The following is a 22,785-nucleotide window of genomic DNA, read 5'->3' as shown; positions in this document are numbered from 1 at the left end:
GGAGAGGGGACGCAGCGCGGCCTTTGGCCAACACCATTCCCCGCCCCGCACCTTAGCTAGGCACCCTCTGCCCGTTGTTAGTGCTTGATCGCACCCTCCTCAGGTGTTCTGCTCAAAAAAGCTGCTGGAGCACCGTACCCCGTGTCGATCTTCGTCGCATTACACCACGTCACGCATTACAAATACGACCGCCCGATCGACCTTGGCCCGCAGACGATCCGGCTGCGGCCGGCCCCGCACACACGCACGCCGATCCTGAGCTATTCCCTCAAGGTCACGCCCTCCAATCATTTCGTGAACTGGCAGCAGGACCCGCAAGGCAACTGGCTCGCGCGTTACGTCTTTCCCGAGAAAGCCACCGAGCTGAAGTTCGAGGTCGACTTCACCGCGCAGATGACTGTGGTCAATCCGTTCGACTTCTTCGTCGAGCCCTACGCCGACAGCTTTCCGTTCGACTATCCGAAGGACCTGAAGACCGAGCTTGCGCCTTATCTGGAGACCATCAAGCCCGATCGCCTGTTCGCCAAATTCCTCGATTCGATCCCGCACGAGGCCCCGAACACCGTCAACTTCCTGGTCGATCTGAACCGCGAGCTCCAGAAGAAGGTCCGCTACATCATCCGCATGGAGCCCGGCGTGCAGACGCCGGAGGAGACGCTCGCCTCCGGCGCAGGGTCGTGCCGCGACTCCGCCTGGCTCTTGATCCAGACCGTGCGCCATCTCGGTCTCGCTGCCCGCTTCGTCTCCGGCTATCTGATCCAGATCCGTCCCGACATCGACCCGATCGAGGGGCCGCCGGAAGTCGAGAACGATTTCACCGATCTGCACGCCTGGGCCGAGGTCTATCTGCCGGGGGCGGGCTGGATCGGGTTCGACGCGACCTCGGGCATGCTGGCGGGCGAGGGGCACATCCCGGTCGCTGCCACGCCGCATTATCGCTCGGCGGCGCCGATCTCCGGCGGCGCCGGCTTTGCCGAGGTCGAGTTCGGCTTCGACATGAGCATCAAGCGCATCCGCGAGGCGCCGCGCATCACAAAACCGTTCTCGGATGAATCCTGGGCGCGGCTCGACGATCTCGGCGAGCAGGTCGACGGCGATCTTTCGAGCGCCGACGTGCGGCTGACCATGGGCGGCGAGCCCACCTTCGTCTCGGTGGACGATCTCGAGGCGGGAGAATGGAATACGGAAGCGGTCGGCCCGACCAAGCGCGCGCTCGGCGACGATCTGATCCGCCGGCTGCGGACGCGCTTTGCGCCCGGGGGCCTGCTGCATTACGGCCAGGGCAAATGGTATCCGGGCGAGAGCCTGCCGCGTTGGGCCTTCGGCCTGTACTGGCGCAAGGATGGCGTGCCGATCTGGAAGAATGTCGACCTCATCGCCAAAATCGAAAATCCGCGCCGTGCCGAGGTGAAAGACGCCGAGACCTTCATGGAAGGCACGGCGGCCCGGCTCGGCCTCGATGCCGGCTACATCATGCCGGCTTACGAGGACACCGCGTACTGGCTCCAGAAGGAGGCCGAGCTTCCCGTCAACGTCGATCCCTCCGATTCCAAATTGGCGGATCCGGAAGCCCGCGCGCGGATGGCGCGCGTGTTCGACGAGGGCCTCAACACACCGCGCGGCTTCGTGCTGCCGGTGCAGCGCTGGAACGCGCCGCCGCGCTGGCGTAGCGAGCGCTGGCAACTCCGGCGCAGTCATCTGTTCCTGATGCCGGGCGATTCCCCTCTCGGCTTGCGCCTGCCGATCGGCTCGCTCGGTTACGTCCCGCCCAGCCAGTATCCCTATATCGTCGAGCAGGACCCGATGGAGGCTCGGGACAAGCTCCCGGTGTTCACGCTCGCCGCGCGTCCGGAATCCCCGCCGCGGGCGGCGCCCGAGAATCTCAATACCTCCGTCCCGGTTCGCACCGCGATGTCGGTCGAAGTCCGCGACGGTGTGCTCTGCGCCTTCATGCCGCCGGTCGAGCGCATCGAGGACTATCTCGAACTGGTCGCCGCGCTCGAAGCCACCGCGGAGGAGATGCAGCTGCAGGTCCATGTCGAGGGCTACCCGCCGCCGTTCGATCCACGAATCGAGGTGATCAAGGTGACGCCCGACCCTGGCGTCATCGAGATCAACATCCAGCCGGCGAAGAGCTGGCGCGACGCGGTCGAGATCACCACAGGTCTCTATGAGGACGCGGCCAAGGTGCGCCTCGGCGCCAACCGTTTCCTGGTCGACGGGCGCCACACCGGCACCGGCGGCGGCAATCATGTCGTGGTCGGCGGTTCCTCGCCGCAGGATTCGCCGTTCCTGCGCCGGCCTGATCTCCTGAAGAGCCTCGTGCTGTACTGGCAGCGGCATCCATCGCTGTCCTATTTCTTCTCCGGCCTGTTCATCGGCCCGACCAGCCAGGCGCCGCGCATCGACGAAGCCCGGCACGACAGCATCTACGAGCTCGAGATCGCGCTCTCGCACGTGCCGCCGCCTGGCGCGCAGACGCCGCTGTGGCTGGTGGACCGGCTGTTCCGGCATCTGTTGGTCGACATCACCGGCAACACCCACCGTGCCGAGATCTGCATCGACAAGCTCTATTCGCCGGAGGGCACGACCGGCCGGCTCGGTCTCGTCGAATTCCGCGCGCTCGAAATGCCGCCGGATCCGCGCATGTCGCTGGCGCAGCAGCTCCTGATCCGCGCGCTGATCGCAAGGTTCTGGCGCGAGCCGCTGAGCGGCAAGTTCGTGCGTTGGGGCACTGCGCTGCACGATCGTTACATGCTGCCGCATTTCATCTGGGAAGACTTCCTGGACGTCCTCACCGAGCTGAAGCAATTCGGCTACCCTTTCGAGCCGGAATGGTACCTGGCCCAGCTCGAATTCCGCTTCCCCGCCTTCGGCCGGGTCCATCATGGCGGCGTGACGCTGGAGCTGCGCCAGGCGCTGGAGCCCTGGCACGTGCTCGGCGAGGAGGGCTCGGCCGGCGGCACGGTGCGCTATGTCGACTCGTCCGTCGAGCGGCTTCAGGTGAAAGCCGAGGGCTTCGTCGAGGGCCGCCACATCGTGACCTGCAACGGCCGCCGCCTGCCGATGACCCCGACCGGCCGCTCGGCGGAGGCCGTGGCCGGCGTCCGCTTCAAGGCCTGGCAGCCGGCCTCCGGCCTGCACCCGACCATTCCCGTCCACGCGCCCCTGACCTTCGACCTGATCGACACCTGGAACGGTCGTTCGCTCGGCGGCTGCGTCTACCATGTCGCCCATCCCGGCGGGCGCAGCTACGACACCAAGCCGGTCAACACCTACGAGGCCGAGGCGCGGCGGTTGGCGCGCTTCCAGGACCACGGCCACACCCCGGGACCGATGCAGCCGCCGCCCGAGGAACGCACAAATGAGTTTCCGCTGACCCTCGACTTGCGGACCCCGCTTCTGCAATGAGTATGATGGTGGGGCAGGGAGAGGCGCATGGCCGAGGGCGCAGCCGAACAGAACGACAAGGGGGGCAGGGAAGCCGGCCAGCGCCGCCTCGCGCAATGGGTCCGCGACTATAGAAGGCTGCCCGGCATCCCCGACGAGTTCTTAGGCCCGGACGGCACGCCGCGCCCGGTCTGGAACCGCTTCTTCGACGCCTTCGGCGCGCTGGCGCCCGACGAGATCGAGCGCCGCTTCGGCATGGCCGACCGCCACTTGCGCGAGGCGGGGGTCACCTATCGTGCGCCCGGCGACAGCGCCGACCGGCCGTGGGCGATCAGCCATCTGCCGCTCTTGATCGATCAGGCCGACTGGCAACAGCTCTGCGCCGGCATCACCCAGCGCGCCGAACTGCTCGAGCGGGTGCTGCGCGACATCTACGGCGAGGGGCGCCTCGTCGCCGAAGGCGCGCTGCCGGCGGCCGCGATCGCCGGCAGCCCCGAATATCTTCGTCCCGTCTGCGGCGTGCCGCCGCCGGGCGGGCGCTATCTCTCGCTCTACGCCGCCGATGTCGGCCGCGGCCCCGACGGCCGCTGGTGGGTGCTCGGCGACCGCACCCAGGCGCCGTCGGGCGCGGGCTATGCGCTGGAGAATCGCCTGGTGCTGTCGCGCGCCTTCTCCGATCTCTACAAGTCGATGAACGTGCCGCGCGTCGCTCCGTTCTTCGAGGCGTTCCGCGATTCCTTGCGCGCGCGCGCCGACCGCGACGAGCCCAGGATCGGCGTGCTCACCCCCGGCAGTTTCAGCGAGACCTATTTCGAGCATGCGACGCTGGCGCGCTATCTTGGTTTTCTGCTGGTCGAAGGCGACGACCTCGCCGTCAGCGACGACCACGTCCACATCCGCACCGTCGCCGGCCTGAAGCGGCTCGACGTGCTCTTGCGCCGCGTCGATTCCAACTCGCTCGATCCGCTCGAGCTCGATGCCTCGTCGCGGCTCGGTGTGCCCGGCCTGATCGACGTGCTGCGCAAGGACGGCGTCGTCGTCGCCAACATGCCGGGCTCGGGCGTGTTGGAGGCGCGGGCGCTGCTCGGCTTCCTGCCGGCGCTGAGCCGCCGCCTGCTCGGCGAAGACCTGAAGATGCCGCACATCGCGACCTGGTGGTGCGGGCAGCGCGCGGCGCGCGACGAGGTGCTGGCGCGGCTCGACGAGGTCGCGATCGAAGGCGCCTATCAACGCAGTGTGCCCGGCTTCGACTCGAGCGGTCCGGTGCTTCCAAGCGAGCTCGATGCGGCCGACCGCCGGCGCCTCGCCGACGCCATTGCTGCGCGCGGCATGGACTATGTCGGCCAGGAGGTGGTGCGGCTCTCGACCATGCCGGTGTGGGAGCAGGGGCAGCTGACGCCGCGTCCCTTCGTGCTGCGCGTGTTCGCGGCTGCCACGCCCGAGGGGTGGGCCATCATGCCCGGCGGCTTCTGCCGGATCGCCGAGCAGCCGGATGCGCGCGCCGTTTCGATGGGCGACGGCGCCCGTGCCGCCGACGTCTGGGTGGTCTCGGACAAGCAGGTCCCGACCGCGACGCTGCTGCCGGCGACCGACAAGGTGCGCATCCGTCGCATCGCCGGCGTGCTGCCGAGCCGCGCCGCCGACAATCTGTTCTGGCTCGGCCGCTACCTCGAACGCGCCGAGGCGACGCTGCGCCTCGTGCGCGCTTTGGGCTCGCCGAGCGGGCCCAACAAGGGCACCGCGGCGTCAGTGCAATCGGCCGAACGCATCCAGCGCCTGCTGGTGGCCTGGGGCGCGATCTCGCAGACCTCGCGCGCCTCGGCCGGGCGGATCACGGCCGAAGCGTTGCAGAGCGAAGCGCGTTTCGGCTCGGCGCTGTCGCTGGTGCGCGCGGCGCAGCGCACCGCGACCTCCTTGCGCGAGCGATTGTCGCCCGACGCCTGGCAGGTCATCACCGAAATGGCCGAGCGCCTGGCTGACGGGGTCGAGGACGACGACGGCGTGCTGAGCGCGGCCGAACTGACCTTACAGGAGCTTTCGAGCTTCGCTGGCCTTGCGCAGGAGAACATGAACCGCGCCGCCGGCTGGCGCTTCCTCGACATCGGACGGCGCACCGAGCGTGCCATCAACACCACGCGCTTCACGCGCCAGTTCGCCTATGACGAGGCAGGCGACGAGGATCTCGACATCCTGCTGACGCTGGTCGATTGCCAGATCACCTATCGCTCGCGCTATCTGCTGGCGCCGATCCTGGCCCCGGTGCGCGACCTCGCCGTGCTCGATCCCTACAATCCGCGCTCCGTCGCGTTTCAGGTAGCGACGCTGAACGAGCATATCGCCGCGCTGCCGAGCCTCAAGGAGCACGGCCTGATCGAGAAGCCGCAGCGGCTGGCGGTGGGGATGCAGGCGATGCTCGCGACCGCCGAGGCCGAGAAGCTCGAGGTCAAGACCCTGTTCGCGCTGGAGCAGGACCTGCTCAGCCTCGCCGAGGCGATCGGGCAGCATTACTTTCCGCATGGTCCCAATGCCAGCCGGCCGGAAAAGCTGACGGGGCTGGCGTGATCTACGACATCCGTCACGTCACCACCTACGAGTACGAGAATCCCGTCAGCTTCGCCCGCTGCACGCTGCGGCTGCAGCCGAGAAGCGGCGGCGGCCAGGAATTGATCTCGCACAATGTCGAGATCCATCCGCGCCCGGCCGAGCGCAATGTGCGGCGCGATTTCTTCGGCACGCTGACCGAAAGCGTCGTGATCGAAGCCGCCCATCGCAATCTGCGCATCGACTCGCGTTCACGTGTCTCGGTGTCGCGCAAGCCGCCGGCGCGCGATGCGGCTAGCCCGCCCTGGGAGAGCATTCGCGACCTGGCCTTCGAGGCGACGAGCCTCGGACCGGCCTCGCCCGTCGGTTACGTCTTCGCCAGTCCTCTGGTGCCGGTGCTCCGCCCGGTCAGCGCTTACGCGGCGGAGAGCTTTGCGCCGGGTGCGGGCATCCTCGAGGGTGCGGTCGATCTGATGCATCGCATCCGCAACCAGTTTCGTTACGATCCCAAGGCGACGGTGATCTCGACGCCGCTCCACGAGGTCTTCGACAAGCGTCACGGCGTCTGCCAGGACTTCGCCCATGTGATGATCGCAGGGCTGCGCGGCCTCGGCCTGCCCGCGGCCTATGTCAGCGGATACTTGCGCACCGCTCCGCCGCCGGGCCAGCCGCGCCTGCAAGGCGCCGACGCCAGCCATGCCTGGGTGTCGCTGTGGTGCGGTGCAGAGCTAGGCTGGGTCGACCTCGACCCGACCAACGATCTCCTGGTCGGCAACGATCATATCGTGCTTGCCGTGGGGCGCGATTTTTCCGACGTCTCGCCGGTCGACGGCATCATCGTCGGCTCGCAGAAGCAGAAGCTCGGCGTCGCCGTCGACGTGCTGCCGGTGGAGTAGGGCGTTGACAGAAGCATCGGCTTGCCAACGCAAGGCGGGAGTTTGCCATCTAGATGTGATCGGCAGCTTGTGACCCGTTGCGGAGTGGGAAAGGAGGCGATCTGATCGAGAACTCAGTTGGCGTGTGTGCCGATAGAAGCCAGCCGCGAGGCATTTTGAGTCATTCGAGTAGCTGTCAGTCGCAGGAAGTACAACGACAAGCCGGGGTTACGCTCGCATAGCTTCTTCAATGCTTCGTCGCTGATGCAAAGCAGATCCACGTCCGTTGCTGCAATTACGGTTTGCGTACGTCGCCTCTCTAAGGAGAACAATCCAATCTCTCCAAAGAGATCACCTGCGCAAAGTCGCTGATTGATCTCCGGGAGCTCGACTTCACCCGATACTACGATATAAAGCAAATCGGCGTGCTGGCCCTTTCTGAAGATCGTCTCCCCTGTCCTGAAATGCATCGGCCTCATGAATGGCTGCATCCACAACGGCGAAAGATCGGTGGCCGCTGCGAGCTTCGCTTTCCGAAGCAAATTCGTCATGCGAACGAGAAATACCACGTTCAAAGGAAGCAGGACGATGTGCAGAATGAGCACGGGGTAAAGCCCGGCCGCCAAACCGTAGCTGATGAACGCGAAGTTGCTGCAGATTGCCACCGCCCGCAGACTTAGCATTGTGCTCATGCAGAACGTCAGCAGGACAAGAGCCGACGCCAAATAGCCTACAGCTTCAACCAAGGTCATTTTGGTGCCCGACCGGCGCAATCAATATCGGAAAGTATGCCGCTAGAGTCGCTTGTGACATGAGGCAAAAATGAGGCTGAGCGAGAGCGTTGAGGTCTCTTCCCGGACTTCACATTCGGAACGCAGCTCTGGCCGCCACCACAAGCGTCACGGGGCTGCCAGGACTTCGCCCATGTCATGATTGCGGGGCTGCGCGGGCTCGGGCTGCCCGCAGCCTATGTTAGCGATACTGCGCACTATTCTGCCGCCGGGCCAGCCGCGCTGCAGGGCGCCGACGCCACCCATGCCCGGGTGTCGCTCTGGTGCGGGGCCGAGCTCGGCTGGACCGACCTCGATCCAGCCAACGATCGCCTCGTCGGCAACGATCACGTCGTGCTTGCCACGAGACGCGACTTTTCCGACGTCTCGCGGGTCGACGGCATCATCGTCGGCTCGCCCAAGCAGAAGCTTGGCGTCGCCGTCGACGTGCTGCTGGTGGAGTAGGGCGTGTGCGAACAAGCGTCGGCTGACTCACGCAAAGCGGAAGTCTGCAATCCGAATTTCATCGGCAGCAATCGGACGTGCGGGGCTGTTTCGATCGAGTTCAGACAAGGACAGGTAGCTCTGATAGGCTTCTGGCAGCTACGTGAACGTTTCTTGCCAGTCACGAGGCCTGAAGCAGTTGTGCAATCAGGCGCGCAGCGCGTCCCGCGCCGTTTGCTTCCACGGGTCTAGATCGAACTGGTTCACGGAGAGCCGTGACCATTGTTTCCGAGATCTCTTCGGGGCTGACGTTGGCAAATTCCAGGCGATGTCCGGCCTGGTATCGATCCAGGCGATGGGCAACGTGGAAGTTCTGTTCGAAGTGATTGCGCAGCGGAAAATAGATGAATGGCGTACCAGCCGCCGTCAACTCCATGCAAGTCGTCAGGCCGCCCTGGACCAGCGCAAGGTCACACGCAGCGAGATGGCGATCAAGATCGGGCACAAACGCAACAACCTCAACATCGACTGGCGCTCCCAATGAGACCGGATCGATGCGGGGGCCTGCAACGACAATCATCCGGAGTTCTGGGATTTTCGCTTTGGCGGTTGGCCAGGCTTGCAGAATTCGCTTGATCAAGTGAGCGCCCACGCCGGATCCGCCGACCGTCACGATGCAGACCTTCTCGTCCGCAGCGTATCCGAGCGTCTCTCTCAATTCTGACCGGCCGCCGAAGTTCTGCGGGTGCTCGCCCATGATGTAGCCCGCGAAATCGAAGTGCTTCGGCACCCATTCGCGCATGGAAGGGAGATCCTTTCCAAATGACATGGGGGCAATGTCCGCTGTTTCCCCGACGAATATCGCCAGATCGCGCACGGCAGGGTGTCGTTCGATATGCTCGATCATCTCGGCGTTATAATCGGTGGTCAGGAACGCTTCGTGCTGGCCGCCTGAGGGCATGGGGATAAAGCCTACGAAATCCGTAAACCAGACCAAGGGAGCTCTCTTGAGTTCGGGGTGCTCGTGCCAGTAATGGTCGATATCCCATGCCTCGTCGGCGATCACGAGGTCGTATTGCTCTTCTTCGACAGCGTCTTGAAACGTCATGAAATTGGCAACCAGGATTTCGTCCATGCGGCGGATGGCTTGAAAAGCGTGAAGCTCGTGTTCGCCGGCCTCTTGTTCGATGTGGCGCGTTTCGCTGGCGAGACGGCCGCTCAAGGGATGTATTGTCTCGCCGCTGGACGCCAGTAGCCGCGTGACGGGATCCTGCGACAGCCAGTCGATCTGCAAACCGGGAACGAGCTTGCGCAGTTCACGACTGACGGCGATGTCGCGGCGGGCATGCCCGAGCCCAATCGGTGACGACAAGTAGAGGGCTCGCCGCGGTTTGGAGTGCGATAGATTCGGCTTCGCTCTGACCGGCAGGCGGAGCTTGCGCTCAAGAAATTCGGAGATCAATCTGTTGCACTTTGCCGGAACACGCCCGAGTGGATTGTGGCCTCCATCCTCGATCGTCGTGAACTCGGCACCCGTCAGTTCCGCGACGAGTCGTCCGCGAGCGTGGGGCTGAATGCGATCGTCATCTCCATGGATCATCATCACCGGACATTTGATCTTCCGGTACATCGCCTCGCTCACATCGAAGGCTGGTGGAATCGATCTCGCATGGACCGTTTTAGCCAGGATAGGCCCTGTCGTCTCGTTGGCCCAGCCAACTGCGTCTTCAATCTGTTTCGTTGAGTGCGGCTCGGAGAAAATGTTGCCGACAAAGTGTGCGGCAAAATCCGAATAATCCGAGAGCCAATAATCCTCGTTGTACTTGCCCCACTCGTCAAAATTCGTGCGCTTGAGCTGAAAATGGCTCGTTGTCATATAGGGATGGCTGGGCCCGATGACGGCCGACGTGCCGACCAGTACAGCAGCGCTGACGCGGTCAGCGTGGTGTGCAGCCGTTATGCTGATGATCATGCCGCCTAATGAAAGGCCAACCAAAACTGCAGCTCCTGTTGCTGTCGCATCCATGATGGCGAGTAGATCCGCAACAAGGTTGTTGAGAGAGTATGCCGCGATGTCGTCCGGCCGATCGGATTTGCCATTCCCGCGAGGGTCATAGGTCACACAGCGAAACCGTTCGGCGAAATAGGGAACTTGCCCCTTGTACACGCGGGAGTGAACGATGCTCCATGGGGGCACGAAAACGATGGTTTCGGTGCCATTGCCGTAGATCTCGTAGTGGAGCTTGACGCCGTCGCGCTCGACGGTTCCTTCCTGGACCGGCAGTTTGGCGCGCATGACGTCACCTCACTTCAGTGATTCCATGATGCGGATCAGATCGCCGAAGCGGCGAAGGGCTTGCCGAACGGGGGCGCCTTTCTTCTCCAGGCCCAGAAGATAGTGACTCTCGGCACCAATGAAGGCGTTGCCGACTAGAATCGCGACTTCATCCGCGGTGAACGGGCCCAATCCGCCAAACTCGCGCTCGGCGCGCCGTGCCAGTTCGGCAATGAGCGTAATCCATCCCATGATGCCGGTTTGAATAACTTTTGCCACCGCGCCATCGGCCCAGCTCGCCGCGATAAGCTCCTGCAGCACACGAACATATCCCGATCCAATGTCTTCATCGAGGTAGTCGCAGGCCTTGTCCCACTGTTCCGACAATTTGAGCGTTTTGTCGTGGAATAGCACGCTCTGGCGATCGAGCAGTTGCGAATTCAAATACTCGAATAGCGCAAGCAGCATTCCCTGCTTCGAACCAAAGTGATAGTGGATCTGGCTTAGCGGAACGCCCGCGGCAGCGGCGACATCGCGGGTAGATAGCTTGGCGTAACCTTTCTGCCGAAGCACCTTCTTGGCGGCCTCCAAAACTACCGTACTGGTTTCTACCTTTGCCAATGTCCGCGCCATCGCCCCTCTGCGAAATCGTTTCGTGGTGCATTAATTCGGTCGGTCGACCGAAGTCTAGCATAACCCGATAGCATTCAGAAAGTAGCGAACGGGCTTGACTCCAACTCGGTCCACGCCATAATTCGGCCGACCGACCGAAATTGGTCGATCGACCGAATTAGGCTCCGGTCCGCAACTAATGGAGTTAGGTCATGACCGTTATCGACAACGACAAGCTCGGTGCGCTCGTCGGGAAGATGCTGGGAGATCTCGGGGGTGCGTTCAGCGTCCCAACGGCCGGTATCGGTTTCCGGCTGGGATTGTTTGACGCGCTGCATCGCGACGGCGCCTCAACTGTATCCGATCTCGCCAAGCGAACGGGACTTGCCGAACGATACGTGCAGGAATGGGCACTTGCGCAGGCGGCAAATGGATACATCGCCTTCGACGGAACAGACCGGCGGTTCAGCTTGACCCCGGAGCAGGCCATGGTGTTCGCGGTCAAGGACAGTCCCGTATACCTTGAAGGAGCGTTTGATTTGGCTGCGGCGATGGTTGAAGGCCGGCCAAAGGTCGAAGAGGCGTTTAAGACCGGAAACGGAGTCGCCTGGGGAGAAAGCTCTGGATGCCTGTTTTGTGCGGTCGGCTCGTTCTTCCGGCCGGGCTATGTCAACAGCATCGTTCAGGCTTGGCTTCCTGCGCTGGAGGGCATGACGGACAAGCTGAAGAGCGGCATAAGGGTTGCGGACATCGGCTGCGGCGTGGGCTTCTCGACGCTGTTGATGGCGAAAGCGTTCCCGGAGAGTTCTTTCGTCGGCTACGATTTCCACGTTCCTTCGATCGAACAGGCCAATGCCCATGCCAAGGCCCACGGGTTAGCCGAGCGCGTGCGCTTCGTAGCGGCGCCGGCCAAGGATATCGTTGAGCGGGAGTTCGATCTTGTCACGATGTTTGACTGCCTGCACGACATGGGCGACCCAAAGGGATGTGCCAGACACGTTCGGGATCTGTTAAAGCCCGGGGGCTCCTGGATGATCGTCGAGCCGATCGCCGCGGATCATCCGGCCGATAACGTCGGAAACCCCGTGAGCCGTCTCTACTACAACGCTTCGACGATGATTTGTGTGCCGACGTCACTTGCGCAGGAGGTCGGCGAGGCTCTCGGCGCGCAGGCCGGAGAGGCGAAACTCACGGAGGTGTTGAAGGAGGGTGGTTTCCGGCAAATCCGGCGCGCCGCCGAAGGGCCGTTCAATATGGTCCTCGAGGCCAGAGTCTAGTTTGCTGTGAATGTCGCGAGCAACTCTCTTCCCAGTCTCCGGGCCTGAGGCTGGGAGAGGCTTGGCGCGCGGGCGCTCGCCGTTCAGCGCACCATGGTCTCGCGATTCCACGCCTTGTAGTCGGGCGAACCCTGGGTGCGGATCGGACCGTCATAGCCGTACTCCACCATGTGGACGGTCACATAGTCCTCCCCAAGGAATGCGACGCCGTAGGATTGCGGCAGGTCGCAGGCGCTCAGCAGCTTGGTCTCGGAGAACAGCGGATAGCTCGCATGGTTGGTGCCGCGCAGCGATGACACGGGGACGCCGGCAATCGAGCCGGCGAGCGGCAAGTGACAGTGTCCGAAGAAGACGTGGCGGATCTTGGCCCGATGGCGGCTGACGAGCTGCCGGAACGGAGCTTCGTCGAGCAGCCCGATCTGGTCGAACGGGACGAGATGCACCGGCATCGGATTGTGGTGCATGAAGAGCAGGAACGGTCCGTCATGCTCGGCAAGCCGTGCTTCGAGCCAGCCGAGGCGATCGTCGCAATAGCGGCCGGCGTGCGTTTCAGGATGGGCGGTGTCGAGGAACAGGCAGCGCCCGGCGGCCGTGTCGTGCATGCCCTGGACGAAGCCGTTCTCGTCGGCGAGGTCTGGGAACACGCTCAGGAAGGCGGCGCGCCGGTCGTGGTTGCCGATGCACAGCCGGACCGGCAGCGGATATTTGTCGATGCGCTGCTTGAGCCATTGATAGTCGGCGAGATCGCCCCAGTCCGAGAGATCGCCGGTGATCACCATCAGTTCAGCGTCGTGATGATCCTTCAGGGCATGCGCGAGCGCCCGCTCGAAATTGGCCCGCGGATCGCGGCCGCCGATGGTCGCGCCGGGTGCCGTCAGGTGAATGTCGCTCAGATGCAGCAGTTTCATCGCAATCTCCGGTCACCGAGGCGGCACGGAACGCCGGAGCGTCCCGCGCCAAGGCTTTCGCATATGACTCGCGGCGGCGGCCTGCGCGCACGCCTCGTCCTTCGAGACGGCGCTTACGCGCCTCCTCAGGATGAGGCTAATTGGCGCTAGTGCTCGCCCAAACTGCCGCCACGCACTCTTGTCCTCATCCTGAGGAGCCCGCCCAAAGCGGGCGTCTCGAAGGATGGCCGCAGGGAATCGCTCTCAAATGCAACTCCCTGCGTGCCGGTGCATGTCAGGACGTTCAGCGCGCCGCGCCGGTGGTCTTCGGCAGCAGCTTCTGCACGTCCGCGGTCATGTCGGCGAGCACCGCCTCGGGCTCCTTGGCGCGGGCGCCGGAGATGATCGCGTTGAGATGATCCTTGATCACGTCGGTGATCTTCAGGCCGTTGTCGCCGGGGAAGGCGTACCATTTGGTGAGCAGCGCGAGCTGGCTGACCGCGGTGTAGTTGTTGGGGTTCTTGACGTAGAAGTCCTTAAGGTACACGTCGTTGGCGACCTTGTTGGGCGGCATGTAGCCGGTGGTCTCCGCCATGATCGCGGCGCCCTTGGGGCCAGTCCAGAACTTCACCGCCTCCCAGGCCGCGTCGCGCTTGGCCTTGTCCTTGGCGAGGATCAGCACGACATTGCCGCCGGCCGGCAGCCTGCCGTTCGGCGAGACGACGTCCGGGAACGGGATCGTCTTCAGCGCGAACTTGCCGCCGGTCATCTGCGTGACCTTGTTGAGGTCCGAGGTCGAGGTGATGTGGAAGCCGGTCTTGCCGGCCGCGAACGTCGCGCGCATCGACGGCTGGTCGAGGTTGGGCATGCCGGCCTCGTTGACGAGCCGCGCAATCGTGTTGATGGCGAACTTGCCTTCCGCTCCGTCGAACGCGACCTTGGTCTCGTCGGCGTTGAGCATGGTGCCGCCGCGGGCGAACACCGGCGCCTGCCACAGCCAGTTGCCGGTGATGTCCCAGGCATAGGTGACGCCGTTGGTGTCGTTGCCGAGCGCCTTGATCTTCTTGGCGAGCGCGATCAGCTCGTCCCAGCTCTTCGGCAAATTGTTCACGTCGCCGCCGGCCTGCTTCACGAGGTCGAGATTGACGTAGACGATGGGGAGCGAAATCGCGAAGGGCAAGGCGTAGACCTTGCCGCTGGCGGTGCCGATGTCGAACATCGCCTGGTGGAAGCCCTGCTTGTCGAAATCCTTTTCGGCGGCGATGTAGCCGTCGAGCGGCGCCGGGATGTTCTTGTCGACCAGGACGCGGATGCGGTTCAGGCCCTGGAAGGAGACGTCAGGCATCTGGTTGGTCACGGCTTCGCGCAGCACCTTCTGGGTGCCGTCCTCGTAGGATTCGTAGGGCGCCCGCATCGTGACCTTGATGTCGGGGCGCACCTTGGCGAACTCCTCGGCGATGCGCTTGTGGGTCTCGGTGAACAGCTCCGGATAGGGATACTGCATCACGATCTCGGTCTGGGCCTGCGCGAGCGCAGATCCAGCCACGAGCGACAGAGCCGCCGCGGCGATGATGGACTTCAGCATGGATAGACTCCTTGGTTGAGGTGACGTCGTTACTTGATCCCGGTCAGGGTGATGCCCTCGATGAAGCGGCGCTGGGCAAAGAGGAAGGCGATGACGAGCGGCGCGATGATCACCATCGCTGCAGCCATCAGCGGGCCGTAGCTGGTGCCGGCCTCGTTGTTGCGGAAATGAGCGACCGCGAGCGGCGGCGTGCGTAAGTGCTCGCTGTTGAGCACGATCAACGGCCAGAAATAGTCGTTCCAATGCGCGACCACGGAGAAGATGCCGAAGGCGGTCACGGCCGGGATCGCGGCCGGCAACATCACCCGCCAGACGATGCCGAACTCGGAGATGCCGTCCATGCGCGCGGCGTCGACGAGATCGTCGGGCACCGTTTTGAAGAACTGGCGCATCAGGAAGATGCCGAACACCGAGATGGTGAAGGGCAGCACCAGCGCGGCATAGCTGTCCAGCAGCCCGGCCTTGTGCAGCAGCAGGAAGACGGGGACCGCGGTCGCCTGCGGCGGGATCAGGATCCCGAACAGCACCAGCGCGAACAGCGTCTCGCGGCCGACGAAGCGAAGCTTGGCGAGCGCATAGGCCGCGGGCAGCGCCACCATCACCTGCAGCACGAAGATCGAGACCGTGACGATGACGCCGTTGAGGAGGAAGCGCAGCAGATTGGCCTTGGCGAAGGCCTCGCGCAGGTTTTCCGTCAGCGCGAACTGATGCGGGATCAGATGCAGCTCGCTGGAAAAGATCTCGGTCTGCGGCTTGGACGCGGTCGAGATCATCCAGATGAAGGGCGCCAGCATCACCGCGGCGCCGGCGATCAGCAGCACATGGCGCAGGATCGCCCGGAACGGGATCGGATGTGCGTTGCTCATGTGTAGTGCACCCCGCGATCGGCGAGCCTCGATTTGACCAGCGTGAGCAGGAGAACGAACACCAGGAAGACGACGGTAATCGCCGCGGCATAGCCCGAGCGGAAGAACTCGAAGCCTTCCGTGTACATGGTGTGGATCAGCACTTCCGTGGATTTCGACGGGCCGCCCTTGGTCAAGACGTGCACGGTGTCGAACACCTGGAACGAGCGGATGCCGGAGATCACGACGACGAATGTCGTGACGGGCCCCAGCATCGGCCAGGTCACGAGGCGGAACCGCGCCCAACCGCTCGAGGCGCCGTCGATCTCGGCCGCCTCGTAGAGCTGCTTGGGGATGGAGACGAGGCCGGCGAGAAACAGCACCATGTTGAAGCCCACCGCCTGCCAGATGCCGATCGCGCAGAGCGCATAGAGGGCGGTGTTGCGGTCCTGCAGCCAGGCGAAGGCCGGCAGGCCGGCGCCGCGCAACAACCCGTTCACGAGGCCGAATTGCGGGTGCAGCATGAATTCCCACACCACGGCCATGGCGATCAGGGTGGCCATCACGGGCAGGAAGTAGATCGTCCGGTACAGGCTGCGCAGGCTGGTGCCGCTCTGGATCAGCAGCGCGATCGCAAGGCCGGCGACCACGGCGCCGGGCACCACGATCACGACGTAGGTCAGCGTGTTGCGCAGCGCGGTCCAGAACACCTTGTCGGCGAACAGGTCCTGGTAGTTGGCGAGGCCGATCCACGAGAGATGCGGCGCGCCGAGCTGATAGTCGGTGAAAGAGAGGGCGATCACGCCGGCAAGCGGACCCAGCAGCATGACCAGCATCAGCGCAGCCGCCGGCGTCACCAGTGCGTAAGCGGCGAAGGTGCGTCGGCTGCCATGGGCCTGCACCGCGCGCCTTGTCGCACCCGCGGGAGCGATGGCGGCGCTGATGGTGATCGAGCCGTCAGACATGGGCGCGCTCACGGATGCGCCCGGCCTGCTCCAGGCGGAGCTCGATCCGTTTCCCGGCCGGATCGAAAAGCCGCACCGCGTCGGGGGCGAAACCGAAGGTGACGGAGCTTCCCATCGCCGGCAAATGCCTGACGTCCGCGAGCCGCGCGATCAGGCGCAATCCGGCGCCTTCGATCGCAAGGTGCACAAAAGCTTCCGCGCCGAGATTCTCCAGATGGACCACAGCGCCGGAGAACGGCCCCGCGCCGAGCTCGATCCGCTCGGGCCGGACGCCGACCCGGCATTCGCCGGTCGCCGCATGGCACGAGAGCTTCAGGGCGGTCCCGAGCACGTCGACGCCGCCGTCCTTCCGGATCCGGCCGGGGAGGATGTTGATCTTGGGGCTGCCGATGAACTCGGCGACACGGATGTCGCCGGGGTCGTTGTAGATCTCCGCAGGCGTGCCGGCCTGGATCAATTCACCGCCCATCATGACCGCGATTCGGCTCGACATCGTCATCGCCTCGGCCTGGTCGTGCGTGACGTAGACGAACGTGGCCTTGAGGCGGCGGTGCAGCTCGGCGAGCTCGGCGCGCATGTGGACGCGCAGCTTCGCGTCGAGATTGGAGAGCGGTTCGTCGAACAGGAAGGCGACCGGCTCGCGCACCATCGCGCGTCCCACCGCGACGCGTTGCCGCTGTCCGCCGGACAGCTGCCCCGGCTTGCGCCGCAGCAAGGGTGCGATGTCGAGCTGCTCGGCAATCGCTTCGACGTCGGCACGGATGTGCCGCTCCTTGGCGCGCCGGCCCGGCAGCAGCGCCCCCAGCAGCGGCAGCCGTTCGATCGCCGAAAGGCGCCGCATCCTGAGCGGCACCGCGATGTTGTCGAAGGTACTCAAATGCGGATAAAGCGCGTAGGACTGGAATACCATCGCAAGATTGCGTGCGCTGGGGCGAATACCGTCCACGGGGCGGCCGTCGATGCGGACCTCGCCGGAATTCTGCGGCTCGAGCCCGGCAATGATGCGGAGCAGGGTCGACTTGCCGCAGCCGGACGGCCCGACCAGCGAGATGAACTCACCGTCCCCGATCCGGAAATCGACGCCCTTCAGGACGTCGGTGCCGTCAAAGGACTTGCGGATTGCCGAAAGTTCGATTTGCGCCATGCGCGCTGATCCCCTGCTGGTCCGTTTGCGGCGCACGAGGAGTAGGAAGCGCATCTGACATTCACATAACGGTCAATGGCCCAGCTTATGGTCGCCAAAGGTTTTGCTTTCGGGTCCGGAAGACGGGGAATGTCGATCTTGGGTTGCTTGTCGTGGCGTTGACGTCCTCGCGCGTCCGGGCGGTCAATGCGGTGTTCGAGACCGGCAGCTTTGCCGCCGCGGCGAGGCGGCTCGGCGTGTCGCAGCCGGCGGTGGCGCAGCTCGTGCGCGACCTCGAGGCCGAGTTCGGGGTTGCGCTGTTCGACCGCCATGCCCAGACGCTGATCGCGACGCCGCTGTGCCGGCGGCTCTACGCCGCAACGAGCCGCATGCAGGCAGTCGAGGCGGATGCGCTGGCCATCCTGCAGCAGCGTGACGAGCTCACGGGAGGTGAGCTTCGCATCGGGCTCGGCAACGCCATGCCGGGCATGGCGCTGATCGCGGCGTTCCGCAATCTCTATCCGAAGATCCAGATCAACATCGAGATCGGCAGCTGGTCGGCGATCATGGCCGCCGTGATCGACCAGCGCGTCGACGTCGCCGTGTTGCCGGAGGTGCCGCAGGACAATCGCTTCCGGCGCGAGCCTTGCGTCCAGCAGCGCGTCGTTGCGATCTGCCATCCCGTTCACGACCTCAGCCGTCAGGCACGGATCTCCATCGCGAGCCTGACGCAATATCCGCTGGTGTTTCGGACCCGGGATTCCGCGACCCAGCGCGCCGTGGACAGGGCGTTTCGCGCCGTCAACCTGCGCGCCAATCCGGCGATCATCGTCAACACCCGCGAGGGGATGCTGGAGGCCGTCGCCAACCGGCTTGGTGTCGGCTTTGTCTGGGAGCACGGCTCGAGCCGCATCGACCGGATCGCGAAGGTGGCGATCGCGGAAATCGAGACGGAGTCGCCCGAGTACATATTTTCGCTGTCCGGCAAGCGCGGCAAGCTGGTCGAGCTGTTCTATCTGGCCAGAAGCCTCTCGCGTCCGGTCGACGGAGCCGACATCCTGGCGGCCCCCTGAAGCGGCGGCAGCGCCGGAGCCTCCCCGGCTTCTTCGGTTGTGCTGGAATGTGACGGCAACTGTGATGTTGCGCAGCGGGACAGGCAAGATAACGGGGAATTTTTGCCCCGGAGTTTGGTGACCCGGGCCAAGATGAGCTATGCTCCAGACTGCGTCGAGGAGAAGAATGAGACGTCGGGAGATGGCATGGGACACCGGCGGCGGACGGGGCTGCATCCATGATAACCTTACCCAGACTGGCGGCTGAATCGCTGGAGCAGTTCCTCGGCAAGTTCATGCGCCGCCGGTACGATGAGACTTCTGCAAACATCGTCGAGAGCGCGACCCGCACCGCGATGGAATGCATCGGCAACAGCGATGCGCTCTACCACAATATCGAGCATACGATGCTGGTGACGCTGGCCGCCCAGGCGATCCTCGGCGGGCGAAGCCTTCATACCCATCTGTCGGCTGAGGACTATGTGCATGTCCTGATCGCCTGCCTCGCCCACGACATCGGCTATGTGCGCGGGCTGTTCGAGGAGGATGACGCCGACGGCTTCGTCATCGATGCGGCCGACACCAAGATCTTGTTGCAGCGCGGCGCGTCGGACGCGAGCCTGATGATGTACCACGTCGATCGTTCGAAACTGTACGTGACCCGGCGGCTGCGGCATATCCCCGGAGTCGATCCGGAGCGCGTTGCGCGCGCCATCGAGGGGACGCGCTTTCCCGCCCGTGAGGGCCAGGAGTACGACGACGAAGCCTCGATCCTGCGCGCCGCCGACTTCATCGGCCAGCTCGGCGATCCCAACTATCTGCGCAAGGCCAACGCGCTTTATTACGAGTTCGAGGAAGTCGGCATCAACCGCCAGCTCGGCTACGACTCGCCCGCCGACATCGTGAACCGCTATCCGCAATTCTACTGGAACAGCGTCGCACCGCACATCCAGACCGAAATCGGTTATCTCAACAAGACCGAGATCGGCCGCCAATGGATCGCCAACCTCTACAGCAACGTGTTCCGCGCCGAGCGCGACATTTCGCTGTCCGGTCCGCAGAAATAGGGTCTTTGCTCTCGACAGGCGGGCCGCAGGCACCGATGCAGGCTGCCACGTGCTGATCGCTTCATACCACGCTGTTGGTGATCGCGTGCGCCTGGCGCCGGATCGCCCGCAGCTCCGCGACGTCCTTGCGGGCCAGATTGGTGTACTGGTGCTTCATCCGGCCGTTGGCTGCGAACCGCGCGCGGTGCTTGTCCAAAAAATTCCAGTACAGCGTCGTGAAGGGGCAGGCGTCCTCACCGACCGCTTGCCTGGGGTCGAAGCGGCAGCGCCGGCAATGATCGCTCATGCGGTTGATATAGTTGCCCGAGGCCGCGTATGGCTTGGTGCCGACGACGCCGCCATCGCCATGCTGGCTCATGCCGAGCGTATTCGGCAGGGAGACCCAATCGACGGCGTCCCAGAACATCGACATGTGCCATCGGTGCACGTCGTAAGGTCTTACCCCCAGCAGCAAGGCGAACAGCCCAAGCACCATCAGCCGCTCGATGTGATGAGCGTAGGCGTGTTCGATGGTGTGGCGGATGGCCTCGGCGAGACAGCGCATGTCCGTATGGCCCGTCCAGTAGAACTTCGGCATCGGCAGATCGGCATCGAGCGCGTTCTCTTCCGCATAATGCGGCATGCGCCGCCAATAGATGCCGCGCACGAATTCCCGCCATCCGATGATCTGACGTGTGAATCCCTCCAATGCATTCAACGGCGCGTTTCTATTTCCTAGCGCAGCTTGGATGACCTCCAAGGGGCGCAGCTGGTGCAGGTTCAACGGTCCCGACAGGACCGAGTGAAACAGGAAGGGTTGACCGGACCGCATCGCGTCCTGGTAGGTGCCGAACAGCGGAAGCCGTTCGGCGATGAAGTCATCGAGCTGCGCCAGTGCCTCCTTGCGCGTCACCGGCAGGTCGAAACCCTCGATCTTGCCGGGGCTATCGGCGAAGCGCTTTTCGACCAGCCGCAGGACGCCTGTCGTGATCTCGTCCGGTGCGCAGGACGGGCGGGGTGGGATCGGTGGGGCGTTCTTGCCGAACGCCTTGCGGTTCTCCGCGTCGAAGTTCCAGGCGCCGCCGACAGGTCGTCCCTCGCGGTCCATCAGCAGACCGGTCTTGCGTCGCATCGCGCGGTAGAATGTTTCCAGCACCGGACGAGGGTGCTGCTCGCAGAAGGTGGTAAACTCCTCCCGCGAGCACAGAAAATGACGGTCGGCGCGCATCTCGGGCGCTTCGGGCAGGCGGCGCAGCTTCTCGGCCACGCGCCAGTCGCCAGGCTCGAGCACGATGGTGCGCGATGGCCTGAGTTCGCGCTGGGCCCGGGCGATCTCGGTTTCCAAACGTCCGGTGTTCATGAGATCGTCGAGGCGGACATAGCGGACACGGCGTCCGCGCGCGATGAGCTCGTTTCGGAAGTGGCGCATCGATGCCAGGAAATAGGCGATGCGCTTTTTGTGCTGGGGGATGTACGAGGTCTCCTCCATCACCTCCATCTGGAGAACGACATCGCTGGCGGGGTCGAAACCATCGAATGCGGCGCTGTCGGCATCGAGCTGATCACCGAGGACCAGCACGAGGTGTCTGATGTTCTCGGGTGTGCGGGTTCGGTCCACCAGGAGCTCGCGGATTGGGGCTGCACAGGCAAACCTCAAACAGCGCAGCCCGCCGGAAGTTGCTGTTCTCGGTCCGTCGGATGTGAACGACCGCCGCGCGTGTCCGGATCACAGGCTCGAGCGGTTGATCAGACCTCTCGGGCGTGCAGCTGCCACAGCTCGTAGACGCCGTCCCAGTCCGGAATCTCGTCACAGGCGTAGCCAAACACCCGACCGGTTCCGAGCGTCCGGAAGTTTTTCATCGCGCGCAGATGCGCCCCGCTCGCGACGAAGCGGCGCATGCTGAGCACGTCCGACCATGCCGTCATGGTGTGGTAGACACCTGCGCGCACTCTGCCGGCCGTGAGCAGATTCCCCGGCGCGCGCTGCGCCTGCGTGAAGGTTTGCACGGTCCTGAACCAGAACGCCGGAAGCTGAATAACTCCTTTCGGGCGAAACCCCGTCATCGAGACGTAGACCATGCCGGCCCCTCGCTTCGTTGCGTGGTTCTGGAACGGGTCCAGCGAGGGATTGGATCACGTCGCCGGCCGGTCTATGCTCAGAAGCCGAGGTACCAGCATGCGACAACATTCAGTAACCACTGACCTCCTCGATATCGGCTATCGCGAATACGGCGCGCCCGACGGCTGGCCCTGCATCCTCGGCCACGGCTTTCCCTACGACGTGAATGCCTACGCCGAAGCCGCGCCGATCCTTGCCGAGGCCGGCGCGCGCGTGCTGGTGCCCTGGCTGCGCGGCTACGGACCGACGCGGTTCAGGTCAGCGTCCACCTTGCGCTCCGGCGAGCAGGCGGCGCTCGGCGCCGATCTCCTCGCGTTCATGGACGCACTCGGGATCGCGCGCGCGGTCGTCGGCGGCTATGATTGGGGCGGGCGTGCGGCCTGCGTGGTCGCGGCGCTCCATCCGGATCGCGTGGTCGGCCTCGTCTCCGGCAATTCCTACAACATCCAGAACATCGCCCGCGCCATGGAACCGGCCTCGCCGCCGGAGGAGGCGGCACTCTGGTATCAATATCTCTTCCACAACGAGCGCGGCCGCCGTGCGCTGGAGCGCAACCGCCGCGGCTTTGCCCGCCAGCTCTGGACGATGTGGTCGCCGAAATGGACGTTCGACGACGCGACGTTTGAGACCAGCGCCATGTCCTTCGACAACCCTGATTTCGTCGATGTCGTGATCCACTCCTACCGCCACCGCTACGCCCTGGTGGCGGGCGATCCCGCCTATGCGGAAATTGAGGCAAGGCTTGCCGAACAGCCGCAGATCCGTGTCCCGACCATCGCAATCGACGGCGACAGCGACGGCGTCAATCCAGGCACCGCCCATCATGCGCGCAAGTTCGACGGATTTTTCGAGCGGCGCGTCTTCACCGGTGCCGGTCATAATTTGCCGCAGGAACGGCCGGCCGAATGGGCGCAAGCCGTGATCGACGTGCGCAAGGCGGCTGCGTAGCCAGTCAACTCATCTTGAACAGCCAGTCCAA

Annotated in this window: 18 protein-coding genes; 8 read left to right on the top strand and 10 right to left on the bottom strand. The window is 64.3% G+C overall.

The genetic code is table 11. The annotated features are described in order from the left end of the window. Positions 1-141: 141 nt before the first annotated feature. From AC3WLX_RS07980 to AC3WLX_RS07970, 3 genes are read left to right on the top strand one after another with little or no spacing between them, the layout of a single operon-like run. Positions 142-3,411: a transglutaminase family protein gene (locus AC3WLX_RS07980; protein WP_492335402.1), complete on the top strand. Its 3,270-nt coding sequence runs from the start codon at positions 142-144 to the stop codon at positions 3,409-3,411. Positions 3,412-3,438: 27 nt separating this feature from the next. Next, positions 3,439-5,952 carry a circularly permuted type 2 ATP-grasp protein gene (locus AC3WLX_RS07975; RefSeq protein WP_492335401.1) on the top strand — a complete coding sequence of 838 codons (2,514 nt, stop codon included), beginning with the start codon at positions 3,439-3,441 and terminating at the stop codon, positions 5,950-5,952. Then, complete coding sequence (locus AC3WLX_RS07970) at positions 5,949-6,827, top strand: transglutaminase family protein (protein ID WP_492335400.1); 879 nt, start codon at positions 5,949-5,951, stop codon at positions 6,825-6,827. Before AC3WLX_RS07975 ends, AC3WLX_RS07970 begins: the two co-directional genes overlap by 4 nt. Positions 6,828-6,940: 113 nt before the next feature. Here the strand turns inward: AC3WLX_RS07970 and AC3WLX_RS07965 are convergent, their stop codons facing one another. After that, positions 6,941-7,558, bottom strand: a complete 618-nt coding sequence (locus AC3WLX_RS07965; protein WP_492335399.1) for a Crp/Fnr family transcriptional regulator — start codon at positions 7,556-7,558, stop codon at positions 6,941-6,943. A 177-nt stretch (positions 7,559-7,735) separates the two neighbouring features. On the opposite strand from AC3WLX_RS07965, the gene AC3WLX_RS07960 reads away from it, so the two are divergent. Next, positions 7,736-8,041 (top strand): hypothetical protein, encoded by a 306-nt coding sequence (locus AC3WLX_RS07960; RefSeq protein ID WP_492335398.1) that lies wholly within the window; start codon positions 7,736-7,738, stop codon positions 8,039-8,041. A gap of 160 nt (positions 8,042-8,201) precedes the next feature. Here AC3WLX_RS07960 and AC3WLX_RS07955 read toward each other — a convergent pair whose 3' ends face one another. Then, on the bottom strand, positions 8,202-10,316 hold the full coding sequence (locus AC3WLX_RS07955; protein ID WP_492335397.1) for an alpha/beta fold hydrolase: 2,115 nt from the start codon (positions 10,314-10,316) through the stop codon (positions 8,202-8,204). Positions 10,317-10,325: 9 nt separating this feature from the next. Beyond that, a complete protein-coding gene (locus AC3WLX_RS07950; RefSeq protein ID WP_492335396.1) occupies positions 10,326-10,928 on the bottom strand; it encodes a TetR/AcrR family transcriptional regulator in 603 nt (200 codons plus the stop codon). A gap of 191 nt (positions 10,929-11,119) precedes the next feature. Between AC3WLX_RS07950 and AC3WLX_RS07945 the strand changes: the two genes are divergently transcribed. Continuing rightward, the gene (locus AC3WLX_RS07945; protein ID WP_492335395.1) at positions 11,120-12,184 is read left to right on the top strand and encodes a class I SAM-dependent methyltransferase; all 1,065 of its coding nucleotides are present in this window, start codon (positions 11,120-11,122) and stop codon (positions 12,182-12,184) included. Positions 12,185-12,267: 83 nt separating this feature from the next. Here the strand turns inward: AC3WLX_RS07945 and AC3WLX_RS07940 are convergent, their stop codons facing one another. The 5 genes from AC3WLX_RS07940 to AC3WLX_RS07920 form a co-directional block, all read right to left on the bottom strand. Then, positions 12,268-13,092 carry a phosphodiesterase gene (locus AC3WLX_RS07940; RefSeq protein ID WP_492335394.1) on the bottom strand — a complete coding sequence of 275 codons (825 nt, stop codon included), beginning with the start codon at positions 13,090-13,092 and terminating at the stop codon, positions 12,268-12,270. 283 nt (positions 13,093-13,375) lie between these two features. Further along, positions 13,376-14,656, bottom strand: coding sequence for an ABC transporter substrate-binding protein (locus tag AC3WLX_RS07935; protein ID WP_492335393.1), 1,281 nt, complete (start codon positions 14,654-14,656; stop codon positions 13,376-13,378). A gap of 29 nt (positions 14,657-14,685) precedes the next feature. Beyond that, entirely contained in the window at positions 14,686-15,522 is an 837-nt protein-coding gene (locus AC3WLX_RS07930) for a carbohydrate ABC transporter permease (RefSeq protein WP_492335392.1), read from the bottom strand. Beyond that, complete coding sequence (locus AC3WLX_RS07925) at positions 15,519-16,466, bottom strand: carbohydrate ABC transporter permease (protein ID WP_492335391.1); 948 nt, start codon at positions 16,464-16,466, stop codon at positions 15,519-15,521. The genes AC3WLX_RS07930 and AC3WLX_RS07925 overlap by 4 nt, the downstream gene beginning before the upstream one ends. After that, positions 16,459-17,610 (bottom strand): ABC transporter ATP-binding protein, encoded by a 1,152-nt coding sequence (locus AC3WLX_RS07920; RefSeq protein ID WP_492335390.1) that lies wholly within the window; start codon positions 17,608-17,610, stop codon positions 16,459-16,461. The genes AC3WLX_RS07925 and AC3WLX_RS07920 overlap by 8 nt, the downstream gene beginning before the upstream one ends. Before the next feature lie 152 nt (positions 17,611-17,762). Between AC3WLX_RS07920 and AC3WLX_RS07915 the strand changes: the two genes are divergently transcribed. Both AC3WLX_RS07915 and AC3WLX_RS07910 read left to right on the top strand, forming a co-directional pair. Continuing rightward, entirely contained in the window at positions 17,763-18,662 is a 900-nt protein-coding gene (locus AC3WLX_RS07915; RefSeq protein ID WP_492335389.1) for a LysR family transcriptional regulator, read from the top strand. Between the two features lie 218 nt (positions 18,663-18,880). After that, on the top strand, positions 18,881-19,708 hold the full coding sequence (locus AC3WLX_RS07910; RefSeq protein WP_492335388.1) for a metal-dependent phosphohydrolase: 828 nt from the start codon (positions 18,881-18,883) through the stop codon (positions 19,706-19,708). 61 nt (positions 19,709-19,769) lie between these two features. Here the strand turns inward: AC3WLX_RS07910 and AC3WLX_RS07905 are convergent, their stop codons facing one another. After that, a complete protein-coding gene (locus AC3WLX_RS07905; RefSeq protein WP_492335387.1) occupies positions 19,770-21,305 on the bottom strand; it encodes a cryptochrome/photolyase family protein in 1,536 nt (511 codons plus the stop codon). A 128-nt stretch (positions 21,306-21,433) separates the two neighbouring features. Then, positions 21,434-21,766 carry a hypothetical protein gene (locus AC3WLX_RS07900; protein WP_492335386.1) on the bottom strand — a complete coding sequence of 111 codons (333 nt, stop codon included), beginning with the start codon at positions 21,764-21,766 and terminating at the stop codon, positions 21,434-21,436. 97 nt (positions 21,767-21,863) lie between these two features. Here AC3WLX_RS07900 and AC3WLX_RS07895 point away from each other — a divergent pair, with 97 nt between their 5' ends. Continuing rightward, entirely contained in the window at positions 21,864-22,754 is an 891-nt protein-coding gene (locus AC3WLX_RS07895) for an alpha/beta fold hydrolase (protein ID WP_492335385.1), read from the top strand. Positions 22,755-22,785: the final 31 nt, after the last annotated feature.

This window comes from Bradyrhizobium sp. FW305-F6 (genome assembly GCF_058782905.1).
The sequence above is the reverse complement of the archived record's forward strand: the minus strand, read 5'-3'. Positions and strand labels throughout refer to the sequence as shown.

What these genes read in the sequence shown, in the direction of transcription:
- AC3WLX_RS07920 (WP_492335390.1), bottom strand. Translation starts at nt 17,610, where the DNA reads ATGGCGCAAATCGAACTTTCGGCAATCCGCAAGTCCTTTGACGGCACC.
- AC3WLX_RS07895 (WP_492335385.1), top strand. Translation starts at nt 21,864, where the DNA reads ATGCGACAACATTCAGTAACCACTGACCTCCTCGATATCGGCTATCGC.
- AC3WLX_RS07975 (WP_492335401.1), top strand. Translation starts at nt 3,439, where the DNA reads ATGGCCGAGGGCGCAGCCGAACAGAACGACAAGGGGGGCAGGGAAGCC.
- AC3WLX_RS07930 (WP_492335392.1), bottom strand. Translation starts at nt 15,522, where the DNA reads ATGAGCAACGCACATCCGATCCCGTTCCGGGCGATCCTGCGCCATGTG.
- AC3WLX_RS07900 (WP_492335386.1), bottom strand. Translation starts at nt 21,766, where the DNA reads ATGGTCTACGTCTCGATGACGGGGTTTCGCCCGAAAGGAGTTATTCAG.
- AC3WLX_RS07935 (WP_492335393.1), bottom strand. Translation starts at nt 14,656, where the DNA reads ATGCTGAAGTCCATCATCGCCGCGGCGGCTCTGTCGCTCGTGGCTGGA.
- AC3WLX_RS07910 (WP_492335388.1), top strand. Translation starts at nt 18,881, where the DNA reads ATGATAACCTTACCCAGACTGGCGGCTGAATCGCTGGAGCAGTTCCTC.
- AC3WLX_RS07925 (WP_492335391.1), bottom strand. Translation starts at nt 16,466, where the DNA reads ATGTCTGACGGCTCGATCACCATCAGCGCCGCCATCGCTCCCGCGGGT.
- AC3WLX_RS07955 (WP_492335397.1), bottom strand. Translation starts at nt 10,316, where the DNA reads ATGCGCGCCAAACTGCCGGTCCAGGAAGGAACCGTCGAGCGCGACGGC.
- AC3WLX_RS07945 (WP_492335395.1), top strand. Translation starts at nt 11,120, where the DNA reads ATGACCGTTATCGACAACGACAAGCTCGGTGCGCTCGTCGGGAAGATG.
- AC3WLX_RS07950 (WP_492335396.1), bottom strand. Translation starts at nt 10,928, where the DNA reads ATGGCGCGGACATTGGCAAAGGTAGAAACCAGTACGGTAGTTTTGGAG.
- AC3WLX_RS07965 (WP_492335399.1), bottom strand. Translation starts at nt 7,558, where the DNA reads ATGACCTTGGTTGAAGCTGTAGGCTATTTGGCGTCGGCTCTTGTCCTG.
- AC3WLX_RS07960 (WP_492335398.1), top strand. Translation starts at nt 7,736, where the DNA reads ATGATTGCGGGGCTGCGCGGGCTCGGGCTGCCCGCAGCCTATGTTAGC.
- AC3WLX_RS07940 (WP_492335394.1), bottom strand. Translation starts at nt 13,092, where the DNA reads ATGAAACTGCTGCATCTGAGCGACATTCACCTGACGGCACCCGGCGCG.